The organism is Amphibacillus marinus, from assembly GCF_900110345.1.
In the GTDB taxonomy this organism is placed as follows: Bacteria; Bacillota; Bacilli; order Bacillales; family Amphibacillaceae; genus Amphibacillus_D; species Amphibacillus_D marinus.
Genome location: NZ_FODJ01000012.1, coordinates 66,175 through 80,881, shown reverse-complemented (window position 1 = coordinate 80,881; position 14,707 = coordinate 66,175). Strand labels below are relative to the sequence as shown.

The window sequence follows — 14,707 nt, the reverse complement described above, 5'->3', positions numbered from 1 at the left end:
GTATTGTGAGCTTAGTTAGTTGTAACTGGCTTCTAAGCACACATACATGTCATATAAAAAATTACTTTTATTTATTTAAAGGAGGAACTATATAATGGGTAAAGAGAAATTCGACCGGTCCAAAGACCACGTTAACGTTGGAACAATTGGCCACGTTGACCACGGTAAAACAACTTTAACTGCAGCAATTACAACAGTACTACACAAGAAATCTGGTACTGGTGTAGCAATGGCATACGATCAAATTGATGGTGCGCCAGAAGAGCGTGAGCGTGGGATTACGATCTCAACTGCACACGTTGAGTACGAAACGGATACACGTCACTATGCACACGTTGACTGCCCAGGTCACGCTGACTATGTTAAAAACATGATCACTGGTGCTGCACAAATGGACGGCGCGATCTTAGTAGTATCTGCTGCTGATGGTCCAATGCCACAAACACGTGAGCACATCTTACTTTCTCGTCAAGTAGGTGTACCTGCAATTGTTGTATTCTTAAACAAATGTGATATGGTAGATGACGAAGAGCTTCTTGAATTAGTAGAAATGGAAGTTCGTGACCTTCTTTCTGAGTATGACTTCCCAGGTGATGATGTACCAGTAATCAAAGGTTCAGCTCTTAAAGCACTTGAAGGCGAAGAGCAATATGTAAATGCAATCTATGAATTAATGGATGCGGTAGATGAGTATATTCCTCGTCCAGACCGTGACATTGAAAAAGCATTCATGATGCCAGTTGAGGATGTATTCTCAATCACTGGTCGTGGTACAGTTGCTACAGGACGTGTTGAGCGTGGTGTTGTTAAAGTTGGTGACGAAATTGAGATCATCGGTCTTACTGAAGAGCCAAGCAAAACAACTGTAACAGGTGTTGAAATGTTCCGTAAGCTTCTTGACTATGCTGAAGCTGGCGATAACATTGGAGCGCTTCTACGTGGTGTATCTCGTGAAGATATCAACCGTGGACAAGTACTTGCTAAGCCAGGTACAATTACTCCACACACGACTTTCAAAGCAGAAGTTTATGTTTTATCTAAAGAAGAAGGTGGCCGTCATACGCCATTCTTCGATAACTACCGTCCTCAGTTCTACTTCCGTACAACTGACGTAACTGGTATTATCAAGCTTCCTGAAGGCGTAGAAATGGTTATGCCTGGTGATAACGTTGAGATGACTGTAGACTTGATCTCTCCAATCGCGATTGAAGATGGAACTAAGTTCTCAATCCGTGAGGGTGGCCGTACAGTAGGCGCTGGCGTTGTTGCTAAAATTGAAAAATAATTTATAGCATACAAATGCTTTAAGTGAAAATCCGATTCCCGTTTGGGGATCGGATTTTTTTTGGTTTACTTTAACTGATCTTGATCACAAAAAAAGTATCATGTGACGAGTTGTTGAGATGAAACGATAGTTTTTCGTTATCTTACAAGGCTGTTATTTTATATAAAATACTGCAAAAGATAAGCTTATTGTGATTTCTGAAGATGTCTCATTGCTTGCTGAGCATCCTAATAAGTTTAAGTGTTTAGTTGAAACATCATAATGTCAAAACTTTTTTAACTTATTGGTAAAAAAAAGAATAAAAAACAAAAAAATTACAAAAATTGTTTACTTTTTTTATTGTTATGCTAGTATATTAGGAGTGATTTTATTGGGGACATTTAAAAAATTATTTGTAGTTGTATTGCTTTTTACTTTACTAATTTTTAATTATTCACCTATTGTATCTGCACAGGGAAGTAATATTGATACATTTCAATATATAGAGCCACCACACTCTCCTTCAGAGACAACAGTTATTAATACTGAAATTTTCTTTCCAGAAGTAGAAGAAGGGCTAATTAGACCGTTTGCAGTTAACCCGGGTAATGGAGCTACAAAGATTAGTGATGAGCTCACTAAACTAAATGGATTGAGAGATAGAAGAACAAGAGATTTTAAGTCAATGGAAACGTTTAAAAGCGCATCAATTACTATTGCGACTAAAATACCTGTTGTTGGATCGTGGATTCAGACTGGTAATTCGATTTGGAATTCACTAAAAAAAGTAAAGAAGGATATAGGTAGTGGCACTGGTAAAAGTGTAACTGTTAGCACACAATATTCAGATCGTTACTTCTACCATTGGTTATACGTCTATAATGGAGGTCGCTGGCAAGATTATGGCTATAGCCTTAGTCGTTATTGGTATGAACATGTGGTTGTCTCTTATATTCCTAAAGGAAGTGATAAAGTTAAGGTTGCCGATTACGATTATTCAAAATTAAAAGATAAACCAAGTGTCATTTCCAAGGCTCCTAATTACATGAATAAAAAGAGGCTAGCTGAGATTATCCAAGGTCGATGGAGAAATGGCACAGGAAAGTATTCGGAGAGCTATTAGTTGTAGGGGGTTAATATGCATAGAAAATTATGTTTGTTATTAGGGATAGTATTGTTACTTACCGCTTGTTCAAATAAAAGTGCAAACGCAATTGACTTTGAGGATTTAGCTTATGAGCAAGTTATTGAAGAAATCGAGAAACTTGAGGGCGAAGAAAATCCATTGTTTGACAAGTTAAGCATTGAAATTACAGATTATCAAATTGAAGACGAAAATGATTTCGAGAGGAGATTAGAGTTCACCTTTCTAATTAAAAATCTAACTAATATGGATATAGATTTTAAATATATAGGTTTTTTACCTGAAGAGTTAGAGCAGTATTATCTTAGTCGCAATAGTTTTGAATCAGACAAGAGAATTTTCGAAAAAAACTTCGATTGGGAGCACACAGCCTCAATATTAGTTCAACATCCAGAAAACCTTCAAGATGATGCAAGGGAATATCTAGAATCCAAAGGGGAAAAGATTTATTTTGCATTTGAGATTGATGGAGAAATTTTTTATTATGAATTTACACTAAGCGAAGGTTTTGCTAATAGTGACTAACGGGATGTTAAAAAGCTTATTTTCTTTAACTCTATAAATATGTAATAACCGCTAATTTAACAGTTAGCGGTTATTTTAATGAGATAAAGCTTGCTAAATAAAATCCCCTAAAGTATTTGAATGCTATTCCTTCTATATAATATAATAACTAGGCAGCAACATGTAGATAATTGAGAAGGATGATGTTTAGTGTGGAAGAAAATTATTAAATATGGCATTATCCCCGTAATAGTAATGTTAATTGTAAGTCTACTTGGCTTTTACGTCTGGTCCCAACAAACCTACCAAGCAAGTGAGTTCCTTCATCAACATGTCGAAGCTATTCCTAGAGTCAATGATTGGGTTGTTTTTGAACCAGAGGAACAGAGTATAGAAGGGATCATCTTGTATCCGGGTGCCAAGGTAGAGCCGGAAGCTTATAGTTACCTTGCCCTCAAGCTTAGCGATCAGGGTTATTTAGTTGTTATTCCTGAAGTGAGACTAAATTTTGCGATATTGGATATTAACAAAGCTAATGAGATCATTGAAGAATACCCGGCTATTGAGAACTGGTATCTTGGTGGGCACTCGTTAGGTGGGGTTGCAGCAGCGAGCTATACCTTCGAGCACTTAAACCAGATTGCAGGGCTATTCTTTCTTGCCTCCTATCCAACAAATGATTTCTCAGCTCTTGATCTACCAATGCTTTCAATCTACGCTGAGCTAGATGGGTTATCAACGCCAGAAAAGGTGCTAGAACGTGAGGCGTTACTTTCGGAGCAAGCACAATTCAATCAGATATCTGGTGGAAACCATGCGCAATTTGGTTTATACGGTCCGCAAAAGGGAGATAATGATGCTACCATTACGGCTCAGGAGCAACAGGATCAAATTATTGATCAACTTCTAAGTTGGTTTAAGGATAGCAGTATTAATTAGCTGCATTGACCAGTTGAATTAATTGATTATCCGTATAATTATCACGATTTTTGTCGTGAAAAGAATCATCCTAAAAAAAACGCGATTTTTTTCTAATAAACCTTGCAATGAAAGGCTATTTTATATATAATATGAAATGTTGGTCATTTAAAGGCGATGATGCGGAAGGTTGTTGGCACACACGGCCCCTTTGCCATGGGTTCGGTGGCTAAAGAAATTTTCGCGGAGAATGTCTATTATAAAATGGGCGAGAAGGAGGGAAAATAATGGCAAAAGAAAAGATTAGAATTCGTTTAAAGGCTTATGATCACCGTATTCTTGATCAGTCAGCTGAAAAAATCGTGAGCACTGCAAAGCGTTCAGGAGCAGGGGTTTCGGGTCCAATTCCGTTACCAACTGAAAAGTCGATCTATACAGTATTACGTGCGGTACACAAATACAAAGACTCTCGTGAGCAGTTTGAAATGCGTACTCACAAGCGTCTAATTGATATTGTAAGTCCTACACCACAAACAGTTGATGCACTTATGCGTCTTGACTTACCATCTGGTGTAGATATTGAAATCAAACTATAATTTAAATTTTTTAGGAGGTGTAACGGATGACGAAAGGAATCTTAGGTCGTAAAGTCGGCATGACACAGATTTTCACTGAAACAGGCGAATTAATCCCAGTAACAGTTGTTCAAGCTGAACCAAACGTTGTTCTTCAAAAAAGAACACTAGAAAACGACGGGTATGAAGCGATTCAAGTTGGATTTGCTGATCAAAAAGAAGTAAATGCTAACAAACCATCAAAAGGACATGCTGCAAAAGCGAGCACTACTCCTAAGCGCTTCATTCGTGAATTCCGTAACGTAAACCTTGACGAGTATGAAGTCGGTCAAGAGCTAAGCGTAGAGGTTTTCCAAGCTGGAGATGTTATTGATGCAACAGGTACTTCAAAGGGTAAAGGGTTCCAAGGTTCAATTAAGCGCCACAATCAACAACGTGGTCCAATGAGTCACGGTTCACATTACCACAGAGGGCCAGGTTCAATGGGAGCAGCAGCTGAACCAGCGCGTGTAATGAAAGGTAAGAAATTACCTGGACACATGGGTAGTGAGACAACTACTGTTCAAAACCTTGAAGTTGTTAAAGTTGATGCAGAGCGTAATCTTTTATTAATTAAAGGTAACGTGCCAGGATCAAAAAAATCATTCGTGAAAATTACGAGTGCAATAAAGGCTAACTAATATAATTCGAAGGGAGGATATGTCATGCCTAAAGTAGCACTATTTAACCAAAGCGGTTCTCAAGTAGGGGATGTAGAATTAAACGATGCAGTATTTGGCATTGAGCCAAATGAGCCTGTGTTACACGACGCTGTAGTTATGCAACAAGCATCACGCCGTCAAGGAACACACGCTGTTAAAAATCGTTCAGCAGTAAGCGGCGGAGGCCGTAAACCATGGCGTCAAAAAGGTACAGGTCGTGCCCGTCAAGGTTCAATCCGATCACCACAATGGGTTGGTGGTGGCGTTGTGTTTGGTCCAACACCACGTAGCTATAGCTATAAGTTACCAAAGAAAGTTCGTCGATTAGCACTTAAATCAGCACTTTCTTCTAAAGTGAAAGAAGATAGCTTAGTTGTTTTAGAAGGTTTAGCAATTGAAAAACCAAAAACAAAAGAAGTTGTTACGCTTTTATCTGCGTTAAAGGTAACGGAAAAAGTACTTATTGTTACAGCTGATAAAGACGAAGTTGTTGCAAAGAGTGCAAGTAACTTACCAAACGTAAAAGTACTATCTGTAAGTCTAATCAACGTACTTGATTTACTTACTCATGACAAGCTGATCATCACGAAAGATGCAGCGGAAAAAGCAGGGGAGGTGCTTGCATAATGAAAGATCCACGCGATATCATTAAGCGCCCAATTATTACGGAACACTCTGCCGACCAAATGGTTGATAAAAAATACACATTTGAAGTTAACACGAAAGCAAACAAAACTGAGATTAAGTCTGCAGTTGAAGAAATCTTTGGTGTGAAAGTTGTCAAAATCAACACTTCAAACATTAAAGGTAAACTCAAGCGTATGGGTCGTCATAGTGGCTACCGTCCAAATCGCAAAAAAGCGATTGTTCAGTTATCTGAAGACAGTAAAGAACTAGATTTCTTTGAAGGTGTAGAATAAAACGTAACAAGAGAAGGAGGGAAACAAGATGGCGATTAAGAAGTATAAACCAACTTCTAACGGTAGACGTAATATGTCAGGCTCTGACTTTGCTGAATTAACAACAAACAAGCCTGAGAAATCACTTCTACAACCACTATCTAAACGTGGTGGTCGTAACAACCAAGGTAAGTTAACGGTTCGTCATCAAGGCGGTGGGCATAAGCGCCAATACCGTGTGATTGATTTCAAACGTGACAAAGATGGTATACCAGGTCGCGTTGCTACAATAGAGTATGATCCAAACCGTTCAGCAAACATTGCTTTAATTCACTATGCTGATGGAGAAAAACGCTACATCCTTGCTCCAAAAGGCATTCAAGTAGGTCAGGAAATCTTCTCTGGAGAAGGCTCTGATATTAAAGTGGGTAACGCTTTACAACTTATGAGTATCCCAGTTGGTACCATCATTCATAACATCGAATTAAAACCAGGTCGCGGAGGACAGCTTGCTCGTTCTGCAGGTTCACAAGCTCAAATCTTAGGCCGTGAAGAGAAATACGTACTTGTACGTTTAGCTTCAGGTGAGGTTCGCCTTGTTCTAGGGACTTGTCGCGCTACAATCGGTCAGGTTGGTAACTTAGAGCATGAATTGATTCGTGTCGGTAAAGCTGGTCGTTCTCGTTGGAAAGGTATCCGTCCAACAGTTCGTGGTTCCGTAATGAACCCTAATGATCACCCACACGGTGGTGGTGAAGGTCGCGCGCCAATTGGTCGTAAATCACCAATGTCACCATGGGGTAAACCAACACTTGGTAAGAAAACACGTAAACGTAATAAAGCATCTGATAAATTTATCGTTCGTAAGCGTAAAAAATAACGGGATTGAACGACGGGCATATACACCCGTCCGCCAATCACGAAGGGAGGCTTATGTATGGGTCGTAGCTTAAAAAAGGGACCTTTTGTAGATGATCATTTAATGAGCAAGATTGAGAAGTTAAATTCAGACGACAAGAAACAGGTTGTGAAATCTTGGTCACGTCGTTCTACTATTTTCCCTAACTTTGTAGGACACACTATCGCTGTTTATGACGGACGTAAACACGTTCCGGTTTATGTAACAGAAGATATGGTTGGACATAAATTAGGTGAATTCGCACCGACACGCACATTCAAAGGGCATGCGGGCGATGACAAGAAAACAAAACGCTAATAGGAGAGGAGGCACTCTTGATGCAAGCTAAAGCTGTTGCAAATACTGTTAGAATTGCTCCTCGTAAAGTTCGTTTAGTCGTAGATTTAATTCGAGGCAAGAATGTTGGAGAAGCAATTGCTATTTTAAAGCATACACAACGCGGTGCAAGCCCAGTTGTTGAGAAAGTATTAAACTCTGCGATCGCAAATGCAGAGCACAACTATGAGATGGACGTAGAGAACCTTTACGTTTCAGAAGCATTTGTGAACGAAGGCGTAACACTTAAACGTTTCCGCCCACGTGCACAAGGTCGTGCTAGCCAAATTAACAAAAGAACAAGTCACATTACTGTAGTTGTATCAGAAAAGAAGGAGGGATAATCTGTGGGTCAAAAAGTCAATCCGATAGGACTCCGAGTCGGCGTTATCCGTGACTGGGATTCAAAATGGTACGCGGGCAAAGATTATGCAGACTTATTACATGAAGATATTAAGATTCGTGATTATATCGAGACACGCTTAAAAGACGCTGCTGTTTCTAAAGTAGAAATCGAGCGCGCTGCAAACCGTGTTAACATCTCAATTTCAACTGCTAAGCCAGGTATGGTTATTGGTAAAGGTGGTTCAGAAGTTGAAGCACTTCGTAAATCATTGAATGAATTAACTGGCAAAAAAGTTCACATTAACATTGTGGAAATTAAAAAGCCTGATATTGATGCTAAATTAGTAGCAGAAAATATTGCACGTCAATTAGAAGGACGTATTTCATTCCGTCGTGCGCAAAAGCAAGTTATTCAACGAGCAATGCGTGCAGGAGCAAAAGGTATTCGTACACAAGTATCTGGTCGTCTTGGTGGCGCGGATATGGCACGTTCGGAAAGCTATAGTGAAGGAACTGTACCACTACACACACTTCGCGCTGATATCGATTATGGTACTGCTGAAGCAGATACTACTTACGGTAAACTTGGTGTTAAAGTGTGGATCTACCGTGGAGAAGTCCTTCCAACTAAAAACAAAAAGTAAGGAAGGGGGCACATATTATGTTAATGCCTAAACGTGTAAAACATCGTAAGCAACACCGTACTAGTTTAAAAGGTAAAGCAAAAGGTGGCACAGAAGTTGCATTCGGTGAATTCGGATTGCAAGCTCTAGAAGCTGCTTGGATTACCAGTCGTCAAATTGAGTCTGCGCGTATCGCTATGACGCGTTACATGAAGCGTGGTGGGAAAGTTTGGATTAAAATCTTCCCTGATAAACCATTTACAAAGAAACCTTTAGAAGTTCGGATGGGTTCTGGTAAAGGTGCTCCTGAAGGATGGGTAGCCGTTGTCAAACCAGGAAAGATTATGTTTGAAATCGCTGGAGTTCCAGAGGAAGTAGCGAGAGAGGCACTTCGTCTTGCATCACACAAGCTTCCAGTGAAAACTAAGTTTGTAAAACGTGAAGAAATTGGTGGTGAAATCAATGAAGGCTAATGAAATCAGAGAACTAACCACTGCCGAAATTGAACAGAAAGTTAAGTCATTAAAAGAAGAGCTTTTCAATCTACGTTTTCAGTTAGCTACAGGTCAATTGGAAAACACTGCACGTCTTCGTGAAGTTCGTAAATCCATCGCCCGTATGAAAACTGTCGTTCGTGAAAGAGAGCTTAGCGTTAATAACTAGTAAACTCGAGAGGAGGTTAGCCTCAAATGACAGAACGTAATAACCGTAAGCTTTATACTGGTCGCGTTGTATCTGACAAAATGGACAAAACGATTACAGTATTAGTTGAAACGTATAAATTCCACCCGTTATATGGTAAGCGTGTTAAGTACTCTAAGAAATTCAAGGCACATGACGAAAACAACACAGCTAAAACAGGTGATATCGTATCTATTATGGAAACTCGTCCATTATCAGCAACAAAACGCTTCCGTCTTGTTGAAGTAGTGGAAGAAGCAGTAATTATTTAATTTAAAAGCAAAGTTCGCTCGGATTGATTCCGAAGGGAGGTAACAACAGTATGATTCAGCAAGAGAGTCGTTTAAAAGTAGCAGACAATTCTGGCGCACGTGAAGTCTTAACGATTAAAGTTCTAGGCGGAAGTGGTCGTAAAACTGCTAATATCGGTGACGTAATTGTATGTACGGTGAAACAAGCAACACCTGGTGGCGTTGTCAAAAAAGGTGAAGTTGTTAAAGCTGTTATCGTACGCACCAAAACTGGTGTTCGTCGTAAAGATGGTTCATATATTCGCTTTGATGAAAATGCAGCGGTTATTATCCGTGACGATAAAAGCCCAAGAGGAACCCGTATCTTTGGTCCGGTAGCGCGTGAATTACGTGATGCTAAGTTTATGAAGATTGTTTCATTAGCTCCAGAGGTACTCTAGTTTTACTTTTTGAGAGTGTAAAGCAGCTAAGACATTTAGCGCTTAAAAATATCGTATGAATTGAAAAGCCTTGTAAGGAGGTGCGTCTAGCATGCATGTAAAAAAAGGTGACAAAGTACAAGTTTTATCTGGAAAAGATAAAGGTAAGCAGGGAGTCATTCTTGCCGCTTACCCTAAAAAAGATCGTGTACTTGTTGAGGGCATTAATATCGTTAAGAAACACCAGAAGCCTTCTCAAGATAATCCACAGGGCGGTATTCTTGAACAAGAAGCGCCAATCCATGTTTCTAATGTATTACCGATTGATCCGAAATCTGGCGAGCCAACTCGCGTAGGTTTTGAAGAACGTGACGGAAAGAAAGTTCGTATCGCTAAAAAATCCGGTGAAGCGTTAGATAAATAATTAGCGACGAAAGGAGGGCTACTCAGATGAACGCTCTAAAGAGTAAATACCAAAATGACATCGTGTCATCATTAGTAGAAAAATTTAATTATGATTCAGTAATGCAAGTACCTAAAGTAGAGAAAATTGTTATTAATATGGGTGTTGGTGATGCTGTTCAAAATTCTAAAGCATTAGACAGTGCTGTAGATGAATTGAAGCTTATCTCTGGTCAACAACCACTGATTACGAAGGCTAAGAAATCAATTGCGGGCTTCCGTTTACGTGAGGGTATGCCAATTGGTGCGAAAGTAACCCTTCGTGGTGAGCGTATGTATGAATTCTTACAAAAGCTTGTTGATGTATCGCTTCCACGTGTACGTGATTTCCGTGGTATTTCAAACAAAGCCTTTGATGGACGTGGAAACTATACATTAGGCGTGAAAGAACAATTGATTTTCCCAGAAGTAGATTACGACCAAGTAACTAAGGTTCGCGGTATGGATATCGTCATCGTTACAACTGCTAACACTGATGAAGAAGCTCGTGAATTATTAACACAACTTGGTATGCCTTTCCAAAAATAAGCGAGAGCTAAACAAGGAGGGAAAATAGTGGCTAAAAAATCTATGATTGCAAAGCAAAAACGGACACCAAAACATAAAGTCCAAGAATACACACGTTGTGAGCGTTGTGGTCGTCCACACTCTGTAATACGTAAATTTAAACTTTGCCGTATTTGTTTCCGAGAACTTGCCTATAAAGGTCAGATTCCTGGTGTCAAAAAAGCAAGCTGGTAAACCCCGATTAGGGAAGGAGGTAATATTTAATGGTTATGACAGATCCAATTGCAGATATGTTAACACGCATTCGTAACGCAAATATGGTCCGCCATGAGAAGCTAGAGCTTCCTGCATCAACAGTTAAGAAGGAGATTGCAGATATTTTAAAGCGTGAGGGCTTTGTTCGCGATTATGAATTCGTTGAAGATAATAAACAAGGTGTACTACGTATTTTCTTGAAGTATGGTGTGAACGAAGAGCGTGTTATTACTGGATTAAAACGTATTAGTAAACCAGGATTACGTGTATATGCGAAAGCTGGCGAGTTACCACGTGTACTTAACGGCTTAGGAATCGCAATCGTATCAACTTCTAAAGGTATTCTATCGGACAAAGAAGCACGCGAACAAGCTATTGGTGGCGAAGTTCTTGCTTACGTTTGGTAATCATTTTTAATTAAGATAGGAGGTGCCATGTAGATGTCACGTATAGGTCTTAAGGTTATTGAAATCCCTGAAGGTGTTGAGATCAAGAATGATAACAACAAAGTGACAGTTAAAGGGCCGAAAGGTGAATTAACACGTCAACTTCACGTGGACATGACAGTTAACATCGATGGTAATGAAGTAACGGTTTCTAGACCGTCTGATAATAAATTACACAAAGCTTTACACGGTACAACGCGCAGCCTGATCGCAAATATGGTTGAAGGTGTACACAAAGGCTATGAAAAAGCACTCGAAATCCAAGGTGTTGGTTACCGTGCTCAAAAACAAGGTAATAAGCTTATTGTTAGTGCAGGTTATTCACATCCTGTCGAAATCGAACAACCAGCAGGTATTGAAATTGAAGTACCAGCTAACACAAAAGTAGTGGTAAAAGGAATTGATAAAGAATTAGTAGGTGCTATTGCTGCTAATATCCGTGCAATCCGTAAACCAGAGCCTTACAAAGGTAAAGGTATCCGTTATGAGGGCGAACATGTTCGTCGTAAAGAAGGTAAGACTGCGAAGTAAGGTAGGTTAATCTTTAACTAAGCAAGCATAGTTGGGGAATAGAAAGGAGTGACCTAGATGATCACAAAGCCAGATAAAAATGTGGTACGTAAGAAGAGACATTTACGCGTCCGTAAGAACCTTTTCGGAACTGCAGAGCGCCCACGTCTTAACGTATTCCGTTCAAGCAAGCACATTTACGCACAATTAATTGATGATGTAAATGGTGTTACATTAGCAAGCGCATCAACAGTTGACAAGGAATTCAGCGCAGAAGGCACTGGAAATACTGAAGCAGCTAAAGTTGTTGGAGCATTAATCGCAAAGCGTGCAATAGATAATGGCCACAAGAATGTGGTGTTCGACCGTGGAGGTTACCTCTATCACGGACGTGTTAAAGCATTAGCAGATGCTGCCCGTGAGGCAGGTCTTGAATTTTAATTGTAAAAGGAGGGACATAGATTGCGTACACATATCGACCCGAATAAGTTAGATTTAGAAGAACGCGTAGTTACAATTAACCGTGTCGCTAAAGTAGTTAAAGGTGGACGTCGCTTCCGTTTTGCTGCCTTAGTTGTCGTAGGAGATAAGAATGGTCACGTTGGTTTCGGTACTGGAAAAGCTCAAGAGGTTCCAGATGCGATTAAAAAGGCCATCGATGACGCTAAGAAGAATTTAATCGAAGTACCACTTGTTGGAACAACAGTTCCACACCAAGTTACAGGTCGCTTCGGTGCTGGTAGCATCTTAATTAAACCAGCTGTAGAAGGTACAGGAGTTATCGCTGGCGGTCCAGTTCGTGCTGTACTTGAATTAGCTGGTGTTGGTGATATTCTGTCTAAGTCATTAGGATCAAACAACCCAATTAACATGGTACGTGCAACGGTTCAAGGCTTAAAAGAATTAAAGCCTGCTGAAGAAGTTGCAAAATTACGCGGTAAATCAGTAGAAGAACTGTTAGGATAAGGAGGGAAATCAAATGGCTAATCAGTTAGAAATTACCCTCACGCGCAGTGTTATTGGTAGACCAGAAACGCAAAAGCAGACTGTTAAAGCATTAGGCTTAAACAAAATGAATCAAACCGTTGTCCGTGAAGATACACCTGCGGTAAGAGGTATCATTAACAAAGTGTCACACTTAGTAACGGTTAAAGAATTATAATTACATTAGCGCAAAGAGGAGGTGCTCGCATGAAACTTCATGAATTGAAACCAGCACAAGCTCGTAAGGAGCGAAATCGTGTCGGTCGTGGAATGTCGTCTGGTAACGGTAAGACAGCTGGACGTGGCCACGGTGGTCAAAATTCACGTTCAGGTGGTGGTGTTCGTTTAGGCTTCGAAGGTGGACAAATGCCTCTATTCCAACGATTACCGAAACGTGGTTTTACAAATATTCACCGTAAAGAATTTGCTGTTATCAACCTTTCAGCATTAAACAAATTTGAAGAAGGTACAGAAGTAACACCTGAGCTTTTACTTGAAACAGGTCTTGTTAGCAAGTTAAAAGCCGGCATTAAAGTTCTTGGCAATGGTTCGATTGAAAAGAAACTTACTGTAAAAGCTCACAAGTTCTCTGCTTCAGCTAAAGAAGCAATTGAGGCAGCGGGCGGTCAAACTGAGGTGATCTAATGTTCCAGACAATCTCCAACTTTTTTCGTGTAAAGGACATCCGAAACAAAATTGTTTTTACATTACTCATGCTAATTGTCTTCCGAATTGGGACGTACATTCCAGTACCGTTTACTGATCGGACCGCAATTGGCTTTATGAATGATCAACAAAATGTGTTTGGATTTCTGAACACATTTGGAGGTGGGGCATTACAGAATTTCTCCATTCTTGCAATGGGAATCATGCCCTACATTACCGCCTCAATTATCATGCAGTTATTGCAGATGGACATTGTGCCTAAATTTGCCGAGTGGAAAAAACAAGGTGAAGTAGGACGTCGTAAATTAGCTCAAGTCACACGTTATGCTACAATTGGTTTGGCGCTTGTTCAAGCGACCATGATGTCAATTGGCTTTAATGCCATGGCTGGCGGCATGCTAATTACCGATCCTGGCGTGGATAAGTATATTATCATCGCAATTGTTTTGACAGCGGGAACGGCTTTCTTAATGTGGTTAGGTGAACAAATTACGGCACACGGTGTTGGGAACGGTATTTCAGTTATTATCTTTGCAGGTATTGTCGCTGCCATCCCTAATACAATTAACCAAGTATATGAGCAATATTTCGGTGGCAATGTTGGTGATGAATTATTTATCAATGTTGTAATCGTTACGTTAATTATACTTGTCGTCTTAGCGGTCACAGTTGGGGTTATATTCATTCAACAGGCAACGCGAAAAATCCCTGTTCAATATGCAAAGCGATTAGTTAATCGTTCAACAGTTGGTGGTCAATCTACGCATTTACCATTAAAGGTAAATACAGCTGGTGTTATCCCTGTTATCTTCTCGGTTTCGTTCATTATGGCACCAAGAACGGTAGCTGGATTCTTTGACGGTGGCTTTGCCAATACCATTGAAGCAATTTTTGATTATACCCAACCAATTGGCATGGTTATTTATGTAGCACTTATTATTGCTTTCTCATTCTTCTATACATTTGTTCAATCAAATCCTGAACAAATGGCGGAGAATTTACAGAAGCAAGGTGGTTACATTCCAGGTATTCGTCCAGGTAAGAAAACCGAAACTTACTTAACTCGCGTATTAAATCGCCTGACTTTTGTAGGAGCGTTATTCTTAGCTGCGGTAGCGGTTCTCCCAATTCTATTGGGTAGCATTGCGAATCTGCCCCAATCGGTTCAGATTGGTGGTACGAGTATCTTGATCGTTGTTGGTGTTGCATTACAGACGATGAAACAGCTAGAAAGTCAGCTCGTTAAACGTCATTATAAAGGTTTCATCAAATAATTCATTTGATGACAGTTAGACTGAAATGAACTGAGAGCGAGGGGA

The 14,707-nt window shown here is 39.9% G+C and carries 26 protein-coding genes; all 26 read left to right on the top strand.

Going from position 1 to position 14,707, the window contains the following annotated elements:
- Positions 1-94: 94 nt before the first annotated feature.
- The 26 genes from tuf (at position 95) to secY (ending at position 14,662) form a co-directional block, all read left to right on the top strand.
- A complete protein-coding gene (gene tuf, locus BM000_RS14265; RefSeq protein WP_091499756.1) occupies positions 95-1,285 on the top strand; it encodes an elongation factor Tu in 1,191 nt (396 codons plus the stop codon).
- A 370-nt stretch (positions 1,286-1,655) separates the two neighbouring features.
- Entirely contained in the window at positions 1,656-2,387 is a 732-nt protein-coding gene (locus BM000_RS14260) for a hypothetical protein (RefSeq protein ID WP_091499754.1), read from the top strand.
- Positions 2,388-2,402: 15 nt separating this feature from the next.
- Complete coding sequence (locus BM000_RS14255; RefSeq protein ID WP_091499753.1) at positions 2,403-2,933, top strand: hypothetical protein; 531 nt, start codon at positions 2,403-2,405, stop codon at positions 2,931-2,933.
- A gap of 189 nt (positions 2,934-3,122) precedes the next feature.
- Positions 3,123-3,851, top strand: coding sequence for an alpha/beta hydrolase (locus tag BM000_RS14250; RefSeq protein ID WP_245751692.1), 729 nt, complete (start codon positions 3,123-3,125; stop codon positions 3,849-3,851).
- Between the two features lie 266 nt (positions 3,852-4,117).
- Positions 4,118-4,426 carry a 30S ribosomal protein S10 gene (gene rpsJ / locus BM000_RS14245; RefSeq protein ID WP_017473665.1) on the top strand — a complete coding sequence of 103 codons (309 nt, stop codon included), beginning with the start codon at positions 4,118-4,120 and terminating at the stop codon, positions 4,424-4,426.
- Positions 4,427-4,452: 26 nt separating this feature from the next.
- A complete protein-coding gene (rplC, locus tag BM000_RS14240; protein ID WP_091499751.1) occupies positions 4,453-5,085 on the top strand; it encodes a 50S ribosomal protein L3 in 633 nt (210 codons plus the stop codon).
- A 24-nt stretch (positions 5,086-5,109) separates the two neighbouring features.
- Positions 5,110-5,733, top strand: a complete 624-nt coding sequence (gene rplD / locus BM000_RS14235) for a 50S ribosomal protein L4 (protein WP_091499748.1) — start codon at positions 5,110-5,112, stop codon at positions 5,731-5,733.
- Positions 5,733-6,026, top strand: a complete 294-nt coding sequence (rplW, locus tag BM000_RS14230; protein ID WP_091499746.1) for a 50S ribosomal protein L23 — start codon at positions 5,733-5,735, stop codon at positions 6,024-6,026. Before rplD ends, rplW begins: the two co-directional genes overlap by 1 nt.
- 28 nt (positions 6,027-6,054) lie before the next feature.
- Entirely contained in the window at positions 6,055-6,885 is an 831-nt protein-coding gene (gene rplB / locus BM000_RS14225) for a 50S ribosomal protein L2 (RefSeq protein ID WP_091499745.1), read from the top strand.
- 57 nt (positions 6,886-6,942) lie between these two features.
- Positions 6,943-7,221: a 30S ribosomal protein S19 gene (gene rpsS / locus BM000_RS14220; RefSeq protein WP_091499743.1), complete on the top strand. Its 279-nt coding sequence runs from the start codon at positions 6,943-6,945 to the stop codon at positions 7,219-7,221.
- 20 nt (positions 7,222-7,241) lie between these two features.
- The gene (gene rplV, locus BM000_RS14215) at positions 7,242-7,583 is read left to right on the top strand and encodes a 50S ribosomal protein L22 (RefSeq protein ID WP_091499741.1); all 342 of its coding nucleotides are present in this window, start codon (positions 7,242-7,244) and stop codon (positions 7,581-7,583) included.
- Between the two features lie 3 nt (positions 7,584-7,586).
- Positions 7,587-8,228 (top strand): 30S ribosomal protein S3, encoded by a 642-nt coding sequence (gene rpsC / locus BM000_RS14210; RefSeq protein WP_091499740.1) that lies wholly within the window; start codon positions 7,587-7,589, stop codon positions 8,226-8,228.
- A 17-nt stretch (positions 8,229-8,245) separates the two neighbouring features.
- Complete coding sequence (gene rplP / locus BM000_RS14205; RefSeq protein ID WP_091499738.1) at positions 8,246-8,680, top strand: 50S ribosomal protein L16; 435 nt, start codon at positions 8,246-8,248, stop codon at positions 8,678-8,680.
- On the top strand, positions 8,670-8,870 hold the full coding sequence (gene rpmC, locus BM000_RS14200; protein ID WP_017473656.1) for a 50S ribosomal protein L29: 201 nt from the start codon (positions 8,670-8,672) through the stop codon (positions 8,868-8,870). Before rplP ends, rpmC begins: the two co-directional genes overlap by 11 nt.
- Positions 8,871-8,896: 26 nt before the next feature.
- Entirely contained in the window at positions 8,897-9,160 is a 264-nt protein-coding gene (rpsQ, locus tag BM000_RS14195) for a 30S ribosomal protein S17 (protein WP_091499736.1), read from the top strand.
- A 50-nt stretch (positions 9,161-9,210) separates the two neighbouring features.
- Positions 9,211-9,579: a 50S ribosomal protein L14 gene (rplN, locus tag BM000_RS14190; protein WP_067842452.1), complete on the top strand. Its 369-nt coding sequence runs from the start codon at positions 9,211-9,213 to the stop codon at positions 9,577-9,579.
- Positions 9,580-9,670: 91 nt separating this feature from the next.
- Entirely contained in the window at positions 9,671-9,982 is a 312-nt protein-coding gene (rplX, locus tag BM000_RS14185; protein ID WP_091499735.1) for a 50S ribosomal protein L24, read from the top strand.
- 26 nt (positions 9,983-10,008) lie between these two features.
- On the top strand, positions 10,009-10,548 hold the full coding sequence (gene rplE, locus BM000_RS14180; protein ID WP_091499733.1) for a 50S ribosomal protein L5: 540 nt from the start codon (positions 10,009-10,011) through the stop codon (positions 10,546-10,548).
- A 27-nt stretch (positions 10,549-10,575) separates the two neighbouring features.
- Positions 10,576-10,761 (top strand): 30S ribosomal protein S14, encoded by a 186-nt coding sequence (rpsN, locus tag BM000_RS14175; protein ID WP_091499731.1) that lies wholly within the window; start codon positions 10,576-10,578, stop codon positions 10,759-10,761.
- Between the two features lie 29 nt (positions 10,762-10,790).
- Positions 10,791-11,189, top strand: a complete 399-nt coding sequence (gene rpsH, locus BM000_RS14170; protein WP_091499730.1) for a 30S ribosomal protein S8 — start codon at positions 10,791-10,793, stop codon at positions 11,187-11,189.
- Between the two features lie 33 nt (positions 11,190-11,222).
- Positions 11,223-11,759 carry a 50S ribosomal protein L6 gene (gene rplF, locus BM000_RS14165; RefSeq protein WP_091499728.1) on the top strand — a complete coding sequence of 179 codons (537 nt, stop codon included), beginning with the start codon at positions 11,223-11,225 and terminating at the stop codon, positions 11,757-11,759.
- Between the two features lie 57 nt (positions 11,760-11,816).
- Complete coding sequence (gene rplR, locus BM000_RS14160) at positions 11,817-12,179, top strand: 50S ribosomal protein L18 (RefSeq protein WP_091499726.1); 363 nt, start codon at positions 11,817-11,819, stop codon at positions 12,177-12,179.
- 21 nt (positions 12,180-12,200) lie between these two features.
- Entirely contained in the window at positions 12,201-12,704 is a 504-nt protein-coding gene (gene rpsE, locus BM000_RS14155; RefSeq protein WP_091499725.1) for a 30S ribosomal protein S5, read from the top strand.
- 13 nt (positions 12,705-12,717) lie between these two features.
- Positions 12,718-12,900 (top strand): 50S ribosomal protein L30, encoded by a 183-nt coding sequence (gene rpmD / locus BM000_RS14150; protein ID WP_091499723.1) that lies wholly within the window; start codon positions 12,718-12,720, stop codon positions 12,898-12,900.
- A 29-nt stretch (positions 12,901-12,929) separates the two neighbouring features.
- The gene (rplO, locus tag BM000_RS14145) at positions 12,930-13,367 is read left to right on the top strand and encodes a 50S ribosomal protein L15 (RefSeq protein WP_091499722.1); all 438 of its coding nucleotides are present in this window, start codon (positions 12,930-12,932) and stop codon (positions 13,365-13,367) included.
- The gene (secY, locus tag BM000_RS14140; protein ID WP_091499720.1) at positions 13,367-14,662 is read left to right on the top strand and encodes a preprotein translocase subunit SecY; all 1,296 of its coding nucleotides are present in this window, start codon (positions 13,367-13,369) and stop codon (positions 14,660-14,662) included. Before rplO ends, secY begins: the two co-directional genes overlap by 1 nt.
- The last annotated feature ends 45 nt before the right edge of the window (positions 14,663-14,707 follow it).